The 16,538-nt window shown below is 60.0% G+C and carries 13 protein-coding genes and 1 tRNA gene; 11 read left to right on the plus strand and 3 right to left on the minus strand.

What is annotated here, in order from left to right; translation table 11 throughout:
* Positions 1 to 14 precede the first annotated feature (14 nt).
* From CKW32_RS17225 to CKW32_RS17245, 5 genes are all read left to right on the plus strand, one after another.
* A complete protein-coding gene (locus tag CKW32_RS17225; RefSeq protein ID WP_095185484.1) occupies positions 15 to 956 on the plus strand; it encodes a rhodanese-related sulfurtransferase in 942 nt (313 codons plus the stop codon).
* Between the two features lie 36 nt (positions 957 to 992).
* Entirely contained in the window at positions 993 to 1,598 is a 606-nt protein-coding gene (locus CKW32_RS17230) for a DsbA family protein (RefSeq protein ID WP_177434285.1), read from the plus strand.
* Entirely contained in the window at positions 1,588 to 3,390 is a 1,803-nt protein-coding gene (locus tag CKW32_RS17235) for an ABC transporter ATP-binding protein (RefSeq protein WP_095185486.1), read from the plus strand. The genes CKW32_RS17230 and CKW32_RS17235 overlap by 11 nt, the downstream gene beginning before the upstream one ends.
* Before the next feature lie 71 nt (positions 3,391 to 3,461).
* On the plus strand, positions 3,462 to 5,924 hold the full coding sequence (locus CKW32_RS17240) for an EAL domain-containing protein (protein ID WP_095185487.1): 2,463 nt from the start codon (positions 3,462 to 3,464) through the stop codon (positions 5,922 to 5,924).
* 78 nt (positions 5,925 to 6,002) lie between these two features.
* The gene (locus tag CKW32_RS17245) at positions 6,003 to 6,770 is read left to right on the plus strand and encodes a TenA family transcriptional regulator (RefSeq protein ID WP_185160056.1); all 768 of its coding nucleotides are present in this window, start codon (positions 6,003 to 6,005) and stop codon (positions 6,768 to 6,770) included.
* A gap of 20 nt (positions 6,771 to 6,790) precedes the next feature.
* Here CKW32_RS17245 and CKW32_RS17250 read toward each other — a convergent pair whose 3' ends face one another.
* Entirely contained in the window at positions 6,791 to 7,717 is a 927-nt protein-coding gene (locus CKW32_RS17250) for a GGDEF domain-containing protein (protein ID WP_095185488.1), read from the minus strand.
* 281 nt (positions 7,718 to 7,998) lie between these two features.
* Positions 7,999 to 9,141 carry an FMN-dependent L-lactate dehydrogenase LldD gene (lldD, locus tag CKW32_RS17255; RefSeq protein ID WP_095185489.1) on the minus strand — a complete coding sequence of 381 codons (1,143 nt, stop codon included), beginning with the start codon at positions 9,139 to 9,141 and terminating at the stop codon, positions 7,999 to 8,001.
* A gap of 101 nt (positions 9,142 to 9,242) precedes the next feature.
* Between lldD and CKW32_RS17260 the strand changes: the two genes are divergently transcribed.
* The 6 genes from CKW32_RS17260 (at position 9,243) to CKW32_RS17285 (ending at position 14,583) form a co-directional block, all read left to right on the plus strand.
* A complete protein-coding gene (locus CKW32_RS17260) occupies positions 9,243 to 10,139 on the plus strand; it encodes a LysR family transcriptional regulator (RefSeq protein ID WP_032885932.1) in 897 nt (298 codons plus the stop codon).
* A 60-nt stretch (positions 10,140 to 10,199) separates the two neighbouring features.
* Positions 10,200 to 10,275: transfer RNA gene (locus tag CKW32_RS17265), tRNA-Asn, on the plus strand.
* A gap of 350 nt (positions 10,276 to 10,625) precedes the next feature.
* The gene (gene wecB, locus CKW32_RS17270) at positions 10,626 to 11,729 is read left to right on the plus strand and encodes a non-hydrolyzing UDP-N-acetylglucosamine 2-epimerase (RefSeq protein ID WP_256583497.1); all 1,104 of its coding nucleotides are present in this window, start codon (positions 10,626 to 10,628) and stop codon (positions 11,727 to 11,729) included.
* Positions 11,726 to 12,832, plus strand: coding sequence for a glycosyl transferase (locus tag CKW32_RS17275; RefSeq protein ID WP_256585339.1), 1,107 nt, complete (start codon positions 11,726 to 11,728; stop codon positions 12,830 to 12,832). The genes wecB and CKW32_RS17275 overlap by 4 nt, the downstream gene beginning before the upstream one ends.
* Positions 12,810 to 13,721, plus strand: coding sequence for a glycosyltransferase family 2 protein (locus CKW32_RS17280; RefSeq protein ID WP_095185491.1), 912 nt, complete (start codon positions 12,810 to 12,812; stop codon positions 13,719 to 13,721). Before CKW32_RS17275 ends, CKW32_RS17280 begins: the two co-directional genes overlap by 23 nt.
* Positions 13,714 to 14,583: an NAD(P)-dependent oxidoreductase gene (locus tag CKW32_RS17285; protein WP_095185649.1), complete on the plus strand. Its 870-nt coding sequence runs from the start codon at positions 13,714 to 13,716 to the stop codon at positions 14,581 to 14,583. The genes CKW32_RS17280 and CKW32_RS17285 overlap by 8 nt, the downstream gene beginning before the upstream one ends.
* Here CKW32_RS17285 and CKW32_RS17290 read toward each other — a convergent pair whose 3' ends face one another.
* Positions 14,584 to 16,530, minus strand: coding sequence for a glycosyltransferase (locus CKW32_RS17290; protein WP_256585340.1), 1,947 nt, complete (start codon positions 16,528 to 16,530; stop codon positions 14,584 to 14,586).
* Positions 16,531 to 16,538: the final 8 nt, after the last annotated feature.

The raw sequence follows: 16,538 nt of genomic DNA on the forward strand, positions 1-16,538 counted from the left end.
TGGAGAGAACACCCATGACTCAACCGATTGTCGTGGCGGCACTGTATAAGTTCGTCACCCTCGAAGATTACGTCGCTCTGCGCGAGCCCTTGCTGCAGGCGATGGTCGACAACGGCATCAAAGGCACCTTGCTGATCGCCGAAGAAGGCATCAACGGCACCGTTTCCGGTAGCCGCGAAGGCATTGATGGCCTGATGGCCTGGCTGAAGAACGACCCACGCATGGACGACATCGATCACAAAGAGTCGTACTGCGAGGACCAACCGTTCTACCGCACCAAGGTCAAGCTCAAGAAAGAGATCGTGACCCTGGGCGTAGAAGGCGTCGACCCGAACAAGAAGGTCGGCACCTACGTCGACCCGAAAGACTGGAACGCCCTGATCAGCGACCCGGAAGTGCTGCTGATCGACACCCGTAACGACTACGAAGTGTCCATTGGCACCTTTGAAGGCGCAATCGACCCGAAAACCACCAGCTTTCGCGAATTTCCCGACTATATCAAAGCCAACTTCGACCCGGCCAAGCACAAGAAAATCGCCATGTTCTGCACCGGCGGCATTCGGTGCGAGAAAGCGTCGAGCTACATGCTCAGCGAAGGTTATGGCGAGGTTTACCACCTCAAGGGCGGCATCCTGAAGTACCTCGAAGAGGTGCCTCAGGCAGAAACCAAGTGGCAGGGCGACTGCTTTGTTTTCGATAATCGCGTGACCGTGCGCCACGACTTGAGCGAAGGCGACTACGATCAATGTCATGCCTGCCGCACACCTGTGAGCGTCGAAGACCGCGCCTCCGAGCACTACGTGGCCGGCATCAGCTGCCCTCATTGCTGGGATAAGCTGCCGGAGAAAACCCGCCGCAGCGCGATCGACCGGCAAAAGCAGATTGAACTGGCCAAGGCCCGTAATATGCCGCACCCGATTGGCTTCAACTACAAGCAAACCCCTTCCGAGGCCTGACCTATGTCCGCGCGCCTGCTCTATGTAATGGATCCGATGTGTTCCTGGTGCTGGGGCTTTGCCCCGGTGGCGCAGGCGCTGGTTGAGCAGGCCCAAGCGGCCGGTGTGGACGTGCACCTGGTGGTGGGCGGCTTGCGCACCGGCAGTGGCGCGGCGCTGGAGCCGACGACCCGACGCTACATCCTCGAACACTGGCAGGCCGTCACTGACGCCACGGGCCAGCCGTTCAAGCGCGAAGGCGCGCTGCCCGACGGTTTTGTGTATGACACCGAGCCGGCCTGCCGCGCCATCGTCACCGCCCGTAGCCTGGCGCCGGATTGTGCCTGGAAACTGCTGGGCCTGATCCAACGTGCGTTTTATGTGGAGGGGCGCGACGTGACCCTTGCCAGCGTGCTGGTTGAGCTGGCCGAGCAGGCGGGCATCCCGCGTATCGAGTTTGCCGGTGCGTTTGACCGCGCCGAGCAGCACGCGGCCACGGCGGCGGACTTTACGTGGGTGCAGGACCTGGGTATCGCCGGTTTCCCGACGTTGTTGGCCGAGCGCAATGGTCAACTGGCATTGCTCACCAACGGCTATCAGCCGCTGACGGAACTGTCGCCATTGCTCGCCCGATGGCTGGAGCGAGCAACCTGTGCAGGATGAGCCTAAACGCATTGACCGTCTGACCTGGGCGGAAATTCGCCGCCTGGCCTTGCGTCACAAGAAATCCCTGTGGATCGCCAATGGCGTTGCCGTGCTGGCGACCTTGTGCAGTGTGCCCATCCCCTTGCTGTTGCCGTTGCTGGTGGACGAAGTGCTGCTGGGCCATGGTGATGCCGCGCTCAAGGTGATGAATCACGCATTGCCCCTGGGTTGGCAGAAGGCCGCCGGTTATATCGGCCTGATGCTAATGGTCACCCTGGCCCTGCGTTGCGGCGCACTGGTGTTCAACGTGGTACAGGCGCGGCTGTTTGCGCGGTTGGCCAAGGACATTGTGTACCGCATTCGCGTGCGTCTGATCGAGCGGCTCAAGCGCATCTCCCTGGGCGAATACGAAAGCCTGGGCAGCGGCACGGTCACCACTCACCTGGTCACCGACCTGGATACCCTGGATAAATTCGTCGGCGAAACCCTCAGCCGCTTTCTGGTGGCGATGCTGACGCTGATCGGCACTTCGGCGATCCTGGTGTGGATGCACTGGCAACTGGCATTGCTGATCCTGCTGTTCAACCCGTTGGTGATCTACGCCACGGTACAGTTGGGCAAGCGCGTCAAACACCTCAAGAAGTTGGAAAACGACAGCACCTCACGCTTCACCCAAGCCCTGACTGAAACCCTTGACGCCATCCAGGAAGTCCGCGCCGGCAACCGCCAGGGCTTTTTCCTCGGGCGCCTGGGCCAGCGCGCCCAGGAAGTGCGTGACTACGCGATCCATTCCCAGTGGAAAACCGACGCGTCCAGCCGCGCCAGCGGGTTGCTGTTCCAGTTCGGCATCGACATCTTCCGCGCAGCGGCAATGCTCACCGTGCTGTTTTCCGACCTGTCCATCGGCCAGATGCTCGCGGTGTTCAGCTACCTGTGGTTCATGATCGGCCCGGTCGAACAATTATTGAACCTGCAATACGCCTATTACGCGGCGGGCGGGGCGCTGACGCGCATCAATGAACTGCTGGCGCGTGCCGACGAGCCGCAATACGCCGGGGGTGAAGACCCGTTTACCGGGCGTGAAACCGTCGGCATCGAAGTGCGCGGCCTGGACTTCGGTTATGGCGATGATCTGGTGCTCGATCAACTGAACCTGCAAATTGCTCCCGGCGAAAAAGTCGCGATTGTCGGCGCCAGCGGTGGCGGTAAAAGCACCCTGGTGCAACTGCTGCTCGGCCTGTACACGCCGCAGGCGGGCACTATCCGATTTGGCGGTGCAACCCAGCAGGAGATCGGCCTCGAGACTATCCGCGAGCACGTCGCGGTGGTGCTGCAGCACCCGGCGCTGTTCAACGATACCGTGCGTGCCAACCTGACCATGGGCCGCGAGCGCAGTGACCAGGCCTGCTGGCAGGCCCTTGAAATTGCCCAGCTGGAGGCTACGGTTAAAGCGTTGCCTCAGGGCCTGGACAGCGTAGTGGGGCGTTCCGGGGTGCGTTTTTCCGGTGGTCAGCGTCAGCGCCTGGCGATTGCGCGCATGGTGTTGGCCGAACCCAAAGTGGTGATACTCGACGAAGCGACCTCCGCCCTGGATGCCGCCACTGAATACAACCTGCATCAGGCGCTGGCGCGGTTCCTCAGCGGGCGTACTACACTGATCATCGCGCACCGTCTGTCGGCGGTAAAACAAGCCGATCGAGTCTTAGTGTTTGACGGTGGTCATATCGCTGAGGATGGCGACCATCAGCAGTTGATTGCCGATGGTGGTTTGTACGCAAAACTGTATGGGCATTTGCAACAAGTACGTTGATTTAGCCTAGGCTGTGCTATCCGAATGGGTGTTTTGCGTGCGTATCCAGCAGTGCATATGCAAGGGAATTCATGAAGCAAAAGCGGACTCTAGGAACGCCTAGGCTGTTGGGCATTGTCTGGCCCTTTATCGCCGTCGTGCTGTTCCAGGCATTATTGGGCTGCGTCAGTCTCTACATGCTCTCAGCGGTACGAGGCTATGTGGGCGGCGAGAGCTTATGGTCCAAGGGCCAGAAGGACGCCATCTATTATCTGACGCTCTATGCCGACAACCGCGACCAAGCCACCTACCTCAAATACCAGCAAGCCATCGCCGTGCCTCAGGGCGGGCACGAACTGCGCATTGCCCTGGACCGCCCCACGCCAGACTTGGAGGCCGCACGTCTGGGCATTCTCAAGGGCGGCAACCATCCGGATGACGTCAACAGCCTGATCTGGCTGTACCTCAACTTCCGACATTTCAGCTACCTGGAAAAAGCCATCGAACTGTGGACAGTAGGGGATGGCTACCTGGTTCAACTGGATGAGCTGGCCCGCGAGATGCACAGTGCAATCAGGGCCGATCAAGTCAACCCTAACGATGTGCGGCAGTGGAAGGCCCATATCACGGCCATCAACGAAGGCGTGACGCCGGCTGCCAAGGCCTTCAGCGATGCTCTGGGCGAAGGCTCGCGCATGATTCTGCGGTTGCTGCTGATCACCAACCTGGCAACCGCCCTGGGCCTGATCGTGCTGGCGCTGTTGCGTACCCATAAGCTGCTGACGCAGCGTCATGCCTTCGCCGATGCCTTGCAGGCCGAGAAGGAGCGGGCGCAGATCACCCTGGAGTCAATTGGCGACGGGGTGATTACCACCGATGTAGACGGTGCAATCACCTATATGAACCCCGCCGCCGAGGCCATGACCCACTGGAACTCTGGCCAGGCTCAGGGCCTGCCCCTGGCGGCGCTGTTCAACCTGCTGGATGACGACGCCCAACCCGATGGATTTACGCTGATCGAGCACATCGTCAAGGGGCAGTTTAAGGGGGGCAGCGAGCATTCAAAAACCATCCAGCGCCTGGACGGCAGTACGGTATCCGTCACCCTGGTGGGCGCACCGATCAGAAGCGCCGGCAAAATCAGCGGTGCGGTGCTGGTGCTGCACGATATGACCCAGGAGCGCCAATACATTGCCAACCTGTCGTGGCAGGCCACGCATGACGCCTTGACCGGCCTGGCCAACCGCCGCGAATTTGAATACCGGCTGGAACAGGTCCTGCATATGGCGCAGCAACCTGAGGGCGGGCGGCATGCGTTGATGTTCCTCGACCTCGACCAGTTCAAGCTGGTCAACGACACCTGCGGCCATGCGGCGGGAGATGAGTTGCTGCGGCATATCTGCGCGCTGCTGCAATCGGACCTGCGTGAGGGCGACACCCTGGCGCGCCTGGGCGGCGACGAATTCGGCATCCTGCTGGAGAATTGCCCGGCGGCTGCGGCGGAAAAAATCGCCGAGAGCCTGCGCCACACGGTGCAGAGCCTGCATTTTGTGTGGAAGGGCCGGCCGTTCATGACCTCCGTGAGCATTGGCCTGGTGCATATCTCGCAAACCCCGACCACCTTGGAGACTTCGCTGCGCGCCGCCGATATGGCCTGCTACATGGCTAAGGAAAAAGGCCGCAACCGCGTGCAGGTTTACCACGCTGACGACTCGGAGCTGTCCCTGCGTTTTGGCGAGATGGCCTGGGTGCAGCGCCTGCACATGGCACTGGAGGAGAACCGGTTTTGCCTGTACGCCCAGGAAATCTCACCGCTGGGAAATACCGATGCTGGCAACGGGCATATCGAAATCCTGCTTCGCCTGCATGATGAGGCGGGTCGGACCATCCTCCCCGACAGCTTTATCCCTGCCGCCGAGCGTTACGGTTTGATGACGTCCCTCGACCGTTGGGTGGTCGAGAACGTGTTCAAGATCATCGCCCGTTGCATGCACGAGCGTCCGGGCCGGCCTATGGCCATGTGTGCGATAAATCTGTCAGGAATCACCATTGGCGATGATGATTTTCTCGGGTTTTTACATGAGAAATTCGGCACTTACGGCATCCCGCCAGAAATGATTTGTTTTGAAATAACTGAAACCAGCGCAATAGCAAATTTAGGCAGTGCCATTCGCTTTATTAATGAACTCAAGGCCTTAGGTTGCCATTTCTCCCTGGATGACTTTTGCGCCGGGATGTCCTCGTTCGCGTATCTGAAACATTTACCTGTAGACTTCCTGAAGATCGATGGAAGTTTCGTAAAGGATATGCTGGACGACCCGATTAACCGCGCAATGGTCGAAGTGATCAATCACATCGGCCACGTCATGGGTAAGCGCACAATTGCCGAGTTTGTTGAAACACCGCACATCGAACAGGCGTTACTCGATATTGGTGTGGATTACGCTCAGGGCTACCTGATTGAACGACCGCAATTGTTTACCTTTGATAGTTTGCAGTGTCGACCTGTGCGGCCGCAGCCTCTGTTATTGAAGGCGCCCGGCACATTCCGCTGAAACATTTGCTGGTCTGTAAATCACACTTAAAAAGGAGCCTTAACAGTGATCGACACCTTCAACAGAACCGGCCCGCTTATGGAAGCCTCAAGCTACCCCGTCTGGGCTCAGCAATTGATCCAGGACTGTAGTGAGAGCAAGCGCCGAGTTGTCGAGCACGAACTGTACCAACGCATGCGTGACAACACGCTCAGCGCCAAGACCATGCGTCACTACCTCATTGGTGGCTGGCCTGTGGTGGAACAGTTTGCCTTGTACATGGCACAGAACCTCACCAAGACCAAATTCGCGCGCCATCCAGGAGAGGACATGGCGCGACGTTGGCTGATGCGCAATATCCGCGTGGAGCTGAACCACGCCGACTATTGGGTGCATTGGGCCCGCGCCCACGGAGTCAGCCTCGAAGAGCTGCAGGCCCAGAATGTACCGCCGGAGCTGCATGCGCTGAGTCATTGGTGCTGGCACACCAGCTCATCCGATTCGTTGATCGTGGCCGTGGCTGCGACTAACTATGCCATCGAGGGGGCGACTGGGGAGTGGTCGGCCGTGGTCTGTTCCACCGGCGTGTACGCGGCGGCTTTCCCCGAGGAAGACCGCAAGCGTGCGATGAAGTGGCTGAAGATGCACGCCCAGTACGACGACGCTCACCCTTGGGAAGCCCTGGAAATCATCTGCACCCTGGCCGGCATGAACCCGACCAAGGCGTTGCAGGCAGAGCTGCGCCAGGCCGTGTGCAAGAGCTATGACTACATGTACCTGTTCCTGGAAAGCTGCATGCGCTTGGAAAAAGACAAGCCAGCCACCGCCGTGCGTGAACGCCCGCTGCGCGTCGCCAGCGAAGCTTGATGTAACTCGATGGCGGGGTTCTACCCCGCCATTGCCAAGCGGTTACGGCCTTCGCGCTTGGCCACGTACAACGCGTTGTCGGCCCGGCGCAACAGGCTTTCGACCGACTCGGCGGCCAGCAAGGTCGAACAACCGAGGCTTACCGTCAATTCGATCCGCTTTCCATCCGCCCAGTAATCCTGAGCCTGTGCTGCCTGCCGCAGCCGCTCGCCCACCATCGCCGCCGCATCCCGGCCGGTGTTGGAGAGCAGGATCAGAAACTCCTCGCCGCCAAACCGAAACACCATGTCCACGTTACGCAACTGGGCCTTGATGGCTGCTGCGACGGTGCGCAGTACGGTATCGCCGGCCGCGTGACCGTGGGTGTCGTTGATTACCTTGAAGTGGTCGATGTCCAGCATCAGCAAGGACAATGGGTGCAGGTGCCGGCGCGCCATGTCTATTTCCCGTTGCAGAGTCTGGTCCATGGCAATGCGATTGCCCGTCTCGGTCAGCGGGTCACGCAGCGCGCTACGGGTCGCGGTGCGGTAGAGCAGGGCATTGCGCATCGGGTAGAGCAGGGTGGCCAGCAGTGACTCAAGCTGACCGAGTTCGTCTTCGGCCAGGCGTTGGTTACGACGGAAGATCAGCTCACCCAAGTGTTCGCCTTCATGGCTGAGGCTGTAATTCACCGAGTGGTGGCCGCGCTGGCCGAACTCCAGCCGCAGATCACTGGCCTGATGGCGATAGTGCAGGGCATCAAGGGGCACCAAGCGTTGGATCTCACGGAAGAACAACCCGAGGATGCGATCCGGCTCCAGGCTGGTCTGCAATTGCATTCCCAGTTGCTGGCGAAGTTGCGCGACGGTCGTCGGGCGGCGAGGCAGGAGCGATGGCTGGCCAAATCCCAGGCGTTGCAATTTGGCACTGTCGAAGTCAATTGCGTTGGTCTGGGTAGGTGTTTTCATAAGCGATCGGCCTCTAAGCTCTTAGCTGTCTTACAGGCTCGATGAGAGTGGCGAGTGCCAAGCGTCTAACTGTTCCTTCAGTTCCGTAAAACATTGGGAACAGTTTAGACCGCTTTGCAAAGCGTTATAACCCTTGGGTGCCCCCGCACGTCATGTCATCGCTTAGCCTGCTTGAACGTGGTTAGAGCGAGATTCATGCCATTTCGTTTACTTTAAAAATATTCCTTATGAATCAACGGTCTTTTTCCACGCAGCAAAAGGCCATCGGCGCATGACGTCAGTTATTTGGCTGATTGAACCAAAGTGGTGTGGTCAATCTGGTCAATTGACGTGACGCCAGTGAGTGTCATCGCCACGCGCATTTCCTTGGCAAAGATGTCCAGCAGGTTCTCCACGCCATGCTGCCCGTCGGCGGCCAACGCGTAGGCGGTGGCACGCCCCAGCAGACAGGCCTTGGCACCCAGGGCCAGCATGCGCACCACGTCGAGCCCGGAGCGGATGCCGGAGTCCACCAGCACCGTCAGCTCATCGCCCACGGCTTCGGCAATCGGTGGCAACGCTTTGGCAGTGGACAACACGCCGTCCAACTGGCGGCCGCCATGGTTGGAGACCACGATGGCATCGGCGCCAAAACTCACGGCGTCCTTGGCGTCCTGGGGGTCGAGGATGCCCTTGATGATCATCGGGCCTTTCCAGAACTCGCGGATCCACTCCAGGTCTTTCCAACTGATGGACGGGTCGAAATTGTTCGCCAGCCAGCCGATGTAGTCTTCCAGGTGGGTAGGCTTGCCGAGGTATTTGGAGATATTGCCCAGGTCGTGTGGACGGCCCATCAAACCCACGTCGAAGGCCCATTGCGGCTTTGTGACCGCCTGCAGCATGCGCCGTTGCGCCGCAAACGGCCCGGACATGCCCGAGTGGGCATCACGGTAGCGTGCGCCCGGCGTGGGCATGTCGACGGTGAACACCAGCGTGGTGACGCCGGCCGCCTGGGCGCGCTCCAGCGCATTACGCATAAATCCGCGGTCCTTGAGCACGTAGAGCTGGAACCAGATCGACTGCGGGCTCTGGGACGCCACTTCTTCGATCGGGCACACCGACACCGTCGACAAACAGAACGGAATACCCTTGTTGGCCGCCGCCTTCGCCGCCTGCACTTCGCCGCGCCGCGCGTACATGCCGGTCAGGCCCACGGGGCTGAGGATCACCGGCATGTCCAGTTCCTGGCCAAATAGCGTGGTCTTGAGGCTCAGGTTGTCGACATTGCGCAGGATGCGCTGGCGCAGGCTGATCTCGGCCAGGTCCGAACTGTTCGCGCGCATCGTGTGCTCGGCGTAGGCGCCGCCGTCGATGTAGTCGAACAGGAAGCGCGGGAGCTTGCGCTTGGCGGCAGCGCGGTAGTCAGAGGCGGACGAAATGATCATGCACGGAATCTCGGCAAGGCAAGGTGCCTCCAAGATAGGCAAACTTCTGTCATGATAAAAACAACTTTTATCGCTAGTAGTCAGTCGAAAAAGGAATACTGATGAACCTGAGAACACTGCGTGCCTTTGTCGAAGTGGTTCGCCAAGGCGGTTTCTCTCAAGCCGCTGAAGTGGTGTCCCTGACCCAGTCGAGTGTGAGCAAGGCGATCAAAACCCTGGAGGACGAACTGGGCATGCCACTGCTCAACCGCCTTGGCCATCGCAATGAACTCACCGCCGCTGGCGAAATCGCCTACAGCCGCGCCCTGGTTTTGCTGGCCGAACACAACGATCTGGTCGCTGAGATCAATGACTTGCGTGGTCTCAAACGCGGTGTATTGCGCATCGGCCTGCCGCCGGTGGGCTGTGGCGTGTTGTTTGCGACGATGTTTGCCACCTATCGCACACGCTACCCCGACATCGACATCGAACTGACCGAGTACGGCAGTAAACGACTGCGTGAATGCCTGGAAGCAGGTGAGGTCGACCTGGCGGCCCTCTTGCTGCCCATAGACGAAGGTTTCGACTACCAACCCGTGCGTAACGAACCGCTGATGGCCGTCCTGCCGATCAGCCACCCCCTGGCCCAGCGCAAACGAATCGACTTCACCGACCTGGCAGATTCGCCATTTATCCTGTTCGAAGCCGGCTTCGCCCTCAACGCCAAAATCCTCGCCGCGTGCGAGCGCAAAGGCGTGCAACCGCGTGTGGCAGCGCGCAGCGGCCAGATCGACTTTATCGTCGACCTGGTATCCGCCGGCCTCGGCGCGGCCTTCCTGCCGCGCATGCTCGCGCACAAGCACCAACACCCCGGCATCGCCCTGATCCCCCTGGACGAACCTCATACTGACTGGCACATCGCCCTGGCTTGGCGCGCCAGCGCCCACTTGCCACCCGCCGCTCGGGCCTGGTTGGAATTGGCCAAGGAGTCACAGCTTTCAACCGGCCATCCGGATTAATCGCCCAAAATGTCATGGAAAGCTTGACTTCTCCTTTTCAATCAGTAACATACGGCGCATTCCGCGATAGCTCAGTTGGTAGAGCAAATGACTGTTAATCATTGGGTCCCTGGTTCGAGTCCAGGTCGTGGAGCCAGATAGAGAAAGCCTGCAGAGATGCAGGCTTTTTTTTGCGTTGAATTTGGTAAGGCCCTGTGTGCCCGCCGACAAAGAAAGGCCCGCTGCGAGCAATCGCGCGGGCCTTCTGTGTTTTTAACTGCCCCGTAAAGCAGGATCTCGTCGATTGTTGCGCCGTTGCACCGTGCAGGTCGCGCAATCTGTGCCTATGCTGGCTTCGTTAGTATCAAAATATTCCAAAGATCTTCTCTGCAGTGTGCGTATGGGGCCCTGAAGGCAGCTACATCGAAAGGCACAACGGAACGTGTGGGCAAAACGGCTGGTGAATAGCGCAGTGATTGAGCTTCCTTCGAATAGGGAAACAGGTCTGTGTCGGCAAAAAAAATCCTTTGTGTTATCGGGACGCGTCCCGAGGCCATCAAAATGGCCCCGGTCATTCTGGCCTTGAAAAAAGAGCGTTGGGCCGATGTGCGGGTCGTTGCCACAGCGCAGCATCGTCATTTGCTCGATCAGCTCCTGCGTTTTTTCGGGATCGAGCCCGATATTGACTTGAACATCATGCGGCCAAGTCAAACCCTCGCCACTCTGACCGCCCAGTTATTGCTCGACATGGATACGGTCCTGCTGGAACAGCAGCCCGATGTCGTGCTGGTGCAAGGCGATACCACGACGGTGATGGCCTGCGCCTTGGCATGCTTTTATCAGCGTATACCGCTGGGCCATGTTGAAGCCGGCCTGCGCACCTGGGACAAGCAATCGCCCTTTCCCGAAGAAGCCAACCGGGTCATTACCGGTGAGTTGGCGCGTTGGCACTTCGCACCGACTCAAGGTGCCCGGCAAAACCTGCTGAAAGAGGGCGTCTGCAGCGCGGACATTTTTGTCACAGGCAATACCGTGATTGATGCGCTGCTCGCGACGGCCACCCTGGCTCCGCAACTGGGCCTTGAGCTTGACCCGAGCAAGCGCCTGGTGCTGGTGACGGCTCACCGTAGAGAGCATTTTGGCGAACCTTTTCGCAGCATCTGCCGAGCGTTGCGAACCCTGGCAGAGAACAACCCGCAGGTTCAGTTTCTGTATCCCGTGCATCCGAATCCGAATATCCAGGAAGTCGCCCAGGCGTCCTTGGCGGGTATTGCGAACTTCAGATTGTGCGCGCCATTGGATTACGCGGCGTTCGTGGCTGCCATGAAAGCGGCGTATTTCATCCTGACCGATTCGGGAGGCGTCCAGGAGGAAGCGCCTGCGTTGGGTAAGCCGGTGCTGGTCATGCGTGATGAAACCGAGCGGCCGGAAGCAGTGGAGCAGGGCGGGGTAAAACTGGTGGGCGCGAACTGTGAGCGCATCGTTGAAGAGGCGCAGCGCCTACTGGACGATGAGTCCGCCTATCGCGCCATGGCGCGTGGTTTCTCGCCCTATGGCGATGGGCAGGCGGCCGGGCGCATTGTCAGCGTTCTGCGCGAGCACTTTTCGTGAAGCGTCTGGTCTTCCTCTCGCCGTTACCCTGGGACAGTTTCGCCCAGCGGCCGCACAAGTTTGTCGAATGGGTTCACCGCCGCACGGGCGCGCAGGTGCTGTGGGTAGACCCTTATCCCACGCGACTTCCCCGGTGGAGCGATCTCAGGCGCTCATCGGTAGCCCCAACTACGCACCAGCCTGCCGGCATGCCGTCGTGGCTTAGCGTGATCAACCCCGGCGGTTTGCCCATCGAGCCGCTGCCAGGCGTCGGTTGGGTGAATCAGTTTTTGTGGCGAAACACGCTGAAGCAGATCGATGCATTCATCCACGACGTCCCTGCATTGCTTGTCATCGGCAAGCCCTCAGCGCTTGCGCACTTGCTGTTGCGCCGGCTTCCTCATTGCGCGTCTTTGTACGACGCCATGGATGACTTCCCGGCGTTTTATACCGGCCTGTCCCAGTCTGCGTTGGCGCGCTGTGAGCGGTTGATCGCTCAACGCGTGGACGTTATTTGGGCGTCCAGTTCCGGCCTCGATGCGCAGTGGAGGCGTTATCGACGTGAGGTACAACGGGTATTCAACGGGCTCGACCTGTCGGCGATTTCCGCCGTGCAACCCGCCCCGGTCGCGTCGGCACGCAAAGTGTTCGGTTACGTCGGCACGATGGCGGCCTGGTTTGACTGGGACTGGGTCGCCGCGTTGGCCAAGGCCCGGCCGAACGATGAAATTCGTTTGATCGGGCCGGTCTTCGGGACGTTGGGCGCTCGACTGCCGCCCAACGTGGTGGTGTTGCCCGCCTGTGACCATGGGGCCGCGCTGAGTGCTATGGCCGAGTTTGATGTGGGGTTGATTCCGTTCAAGCAGAACGCGCTGACTGCAGCCGTCGACCCTATCAAATACTACGAGTACCGAGCTTTGGCGTTGCCGGTGATCTCGACTGATTTCGGCGAGATGCATGAGCGTGGTGACCTGCCGGGGGTTTTTATCAGCCACTCGCTGACTGATCTTGCTGCGTTGGCTGAGGCCGCTTTGCAGTGTGAACGCGATACCGATGAAGCCTGTGCCTTTGCACGGCAACACTCATGGGAGGCGCGTTTTGATGCCGCCAAGCTTTATTCATAACTGTGATGTGATCGTAGTTAACTACAACGCTGGCAAGCTGATCGGCGACTGCGTCGCGTCGGCGCTGAAGGAAGGCGCCTTGCGTGTGATCGTGGTGGACAACGGTTCGAGCGATGGGAGCCTGGCGCACTTGAAGGCGTATGAGGCCGATGCCCGCGTAAGCATCATCAGGAACAACCACAACAGTGGTTTTGCCGCGGCCTGCAATACCGGCGCGGGCGTTTGCGATGCGGGTACGTTGTTATTTCTGAACCCCGATTGCGTGCTGATGCCGGGGGCGCTGGGGCACATGATGGACGTGCTGCACAGCGATCCTGCCACGGGCATGGTGGGTGGGTTCCTGTGCAACCCCGACGGGTCCGAACAGCCGGGCGGACGACGGGTGTTCCCCACGCCAAGGCGTGCATTCGTACGGGCGTTTGGGTTGTCCCGCCTGGACTGGCTGTTTCCTTCTTTATGCTCGGACTTCTTGTTGCATCGCGAGCCACTGCCCGACGAACCGGTCGCCGTGGAAGCTATTTCTGGCGCCTGCATGCTGGTCAAACGTGAGGCCCTCGTCGATGTAGGCCTGTGGGACGAAGGCTATTTTCTGCACTGCGAAGACCTGGATTGGTGCATGCGTTTCCGATTGAAACAGTGGCGCGTGGTGTTTGTGCCCCAGGCGCGCGTCATGCACTGGCGGGGTGCGTGCAGCCGGAGCCGGCCATTCTTTGTCGAATGGCACAAACACCGTGGCATGGTGCGTTTCTACGAGACGTATTTCAGGGCGCAGTATCCCAAGGTGCTCTGGTGGTGGGTGGTGATGGGGGTGTGGCTGCGCTTCGGTATGGTCTCAACCTACTATGGCGTCAAGTTGATGCTGGCTCGACTGGGCGTTGGGCGTGCCTGAGGTCACGGTGGGGGTGCTGGGGGCCAGCAGCTTGGTGGGGCGTTATGTACTGGCGTTGCTTGCGCGCGAACACTGCAAGGTCGTCGCGTTTTCCCGGCAGGAACAGCACGGTACGGAGAGTGGCACGATTCATTGGCAGCGTTTAGCCGAACTGGCGAAACCTGAGCCTGTGCAGACCATTTCGTTGTGGATCTGTGTGGCGCCGATCTGGGTGCTACCGCAGTATTTTGCGCTACTGCAGGCCTGCGGTGCCCGCAAAGTCATCGCTCTCTCTTCCACCAGTTGCTTTACCAAAAGCCACTCCGATGACCTGCACGAGCAGCACCTGGCCAGCCAGTTGCGCGACGCCGAGGTCCGCGTTGAAGATTGGGCGCTGCATCACCAGGTCCACTGGGGCATCCTGCGGCCTACGTTGATCTACGGCGACGGGCGCGACAAAAACATCGCGGAGATTGCCCGGTTTATCCGCCGGTTCGGTTTTTTTCCGGTGTTTGGCCGTGCGATGGGGCTGCGCCAACCCGTGCACGCCGAGGATGTGGCGATGGCTTGTGTGCATGCAGTGCAGGCGCCCCACGTGTGCCGTCACGCTTATAACCTTTCAGGCGGGGAAACACTGGCGTACCGGGACATGGTGAGCCGAGTGTTCAGCGCCCTGAACCGGCGCCCGCGTTTGCTCACGGTGCCGCTTTGGGTATTCAGGATTGCCGTGCCGCTGCTGCGCTGCCTTCCGCGCTATCGTAAGTGGTCGGCGGCGATGGCGCAGCGCATGAACCAGGATTTGGTCTTCGATCATGGGGATGCAGCGCGGGACCTTGGCTTTGTGCCCAGGACGTTTTTGCTGTCGGAACAGGAACTGCGTTAGTCACTCATGCTCATGGGGCACCCACGGGCCCCACTTCGCTTCGTAAAGCGCCTTGTTGCGTTCAAACAGCGCCAGACGCTCGCCTTGGTGCATGAGTTTGAACGACGCCGACAGGTGATGATGGATGAACACATCACGCGCGCAGGCGCTCACCAATCCGGCTTGCTCGACCCGTCGGCAGTAGTCGTCATCCTCGAAGAATCCCCGTCCATACGCCTCATCCAGCGGGCCGATGCGTGTGTAGGTACTGCGCGGCATCATCACGCAGAAAAACGCCAGGGTCGGCAGCCGGACAACTTCGCCCAGGTGCCGGCAGGTATAGCGCCGAGCCGCCTGCGGCATGTCCGCGAGGCTGGCGTAGCCAATGTCGACCTTGGCCTGATTGCCGATGTTATTGGTCACCGGGCCGATCAGGCCGAGTTCGGGGTGGCGTTGCAAATGCCGCTGCAATGTACTTGCCCACCCCGACGTCACCTGCGTGTCGTTGTTGAGCAGCGCGAGGTAATCGCCGTTGGCAACCGCTAAACCCTGATTGTTTGCGGCAGCGAAGCCACGGTTGTCGGTGTTGAGTATGAGTGTCTGCCCGCTCCCGGCAGCCCACTCGGTGAGAAATTCGGCGCTGCCATCATTGGAGGCGTTATCCACCACGATGATCTCCAGCGCGGCGGATTCGCGGTTGCGCTCCAGGCTGTCCAGGCAGGCGCGGGTCAGCGCTAGGTTGTTGTAGGTCACCACGATGACGCTGGTCCGTGGGGCGTGTTCGCTGTGTTCGGCCAGGGTTATGAGCGTATCGGCACGGTGTGCCCAGGTTTGTTGGGCGGCGAACGCCTGCCGTTGGGCAATCTGTTCAATGGTTGACGGCACCAGCGCTTGGGCAATGGCCGCAATAAACCCTGGCGTATCCCGCGCGACCTGCACTTGTTCGCCGAATTGCTGCATTTCTGGCAGATCCACCGTAACCACTGGTTTGCCGGCGCTCAGGTACTCATAGACTTTGACCGGGTTGGTGGCGAGTGTCAGCGGCGTCACCTTGAACGGCACGATGCACAGGTCGAAACCGTGCAGGTAATAGGGCAGTTCGGTATAGGGCACTTCACCGATAAATTCGACGTTCGGGCAGCCGCGCAATCGGGCACGAACCCCTACTGTATCGGCGCCGATCAGTAGCACGACATGCTGGGGAAAGGCCTTGGCGATCTGGACCACCAACGCGTGGTCGAACCAGTCGGCGATGGCGCCGTAATAACCAATCACCGAGCGTTGCAAGCGATCACGGTAGATCGACGCCGGCACGCTGGAGAACTGGCTGAAATCTGCGGCATTGCGCAGGACGGCGCTGGGCCTGTTGGCTTGGACCGGCCATTGCTGGGCCAGCCAGTCGGAGGTGAACAGTCGGATGTCGGCGTCCCGGACCAGTCGCTGCTCAAGGAGCAGGATGTCCGCTGCGTTGTCGCCGAAGCCTTGATGATGGTCCATGCAGTCGTAGATCAATCGGCTATCGGGTAACTCAGCGGCGACGTCGCACCAGAACGGGTGTTGCACCAATGAAATCACCCGTGCGCAGCCGGCCCAAAGCAGCACCTCGCCGATGCTGCTGCACAGCTGTTGAACCTGCGCGGTGCTCGGGGCCGCGGCGTAGATCAGCGGCGCGCCACGCGTGAACAAGTGGACCTGGAACAACCGGTGCTCTTGGTCCAGCGCCTCAAGCTCAAAGCCGGCGTGGCTGGCATCTATCAGTGACGTCGAAACGTAAATAACCCGCCGTCCCGTGGCGACCAGCGCGAGGGCCAGTTGTTGAGGGCGTTGGTGCCGGAAGTCCCAGTCGATAGCGCCCCAGATAATGTAGTCCGCCAGCCCGGCCTGCGGTGGCTGCGGGGCTGGCGAAGGGCTGACGAAACCCTGCCCGGAGTTCAGGGCGCTGCGTAGCGCGCGAACTGCTCTGAGCACTGCCCTTC

This window comes from Pseudomonas sp. Irchel 3H9, from assembly GCF_900187495.1.
Taxonomy (GTDB): Bacteria; Pseudomonadota; Gammaproteobacteria; order Pseudomonadales; family Pseudomonadaceae; genus Aquipseudomonas; species Aquipseudomonas sivasensis.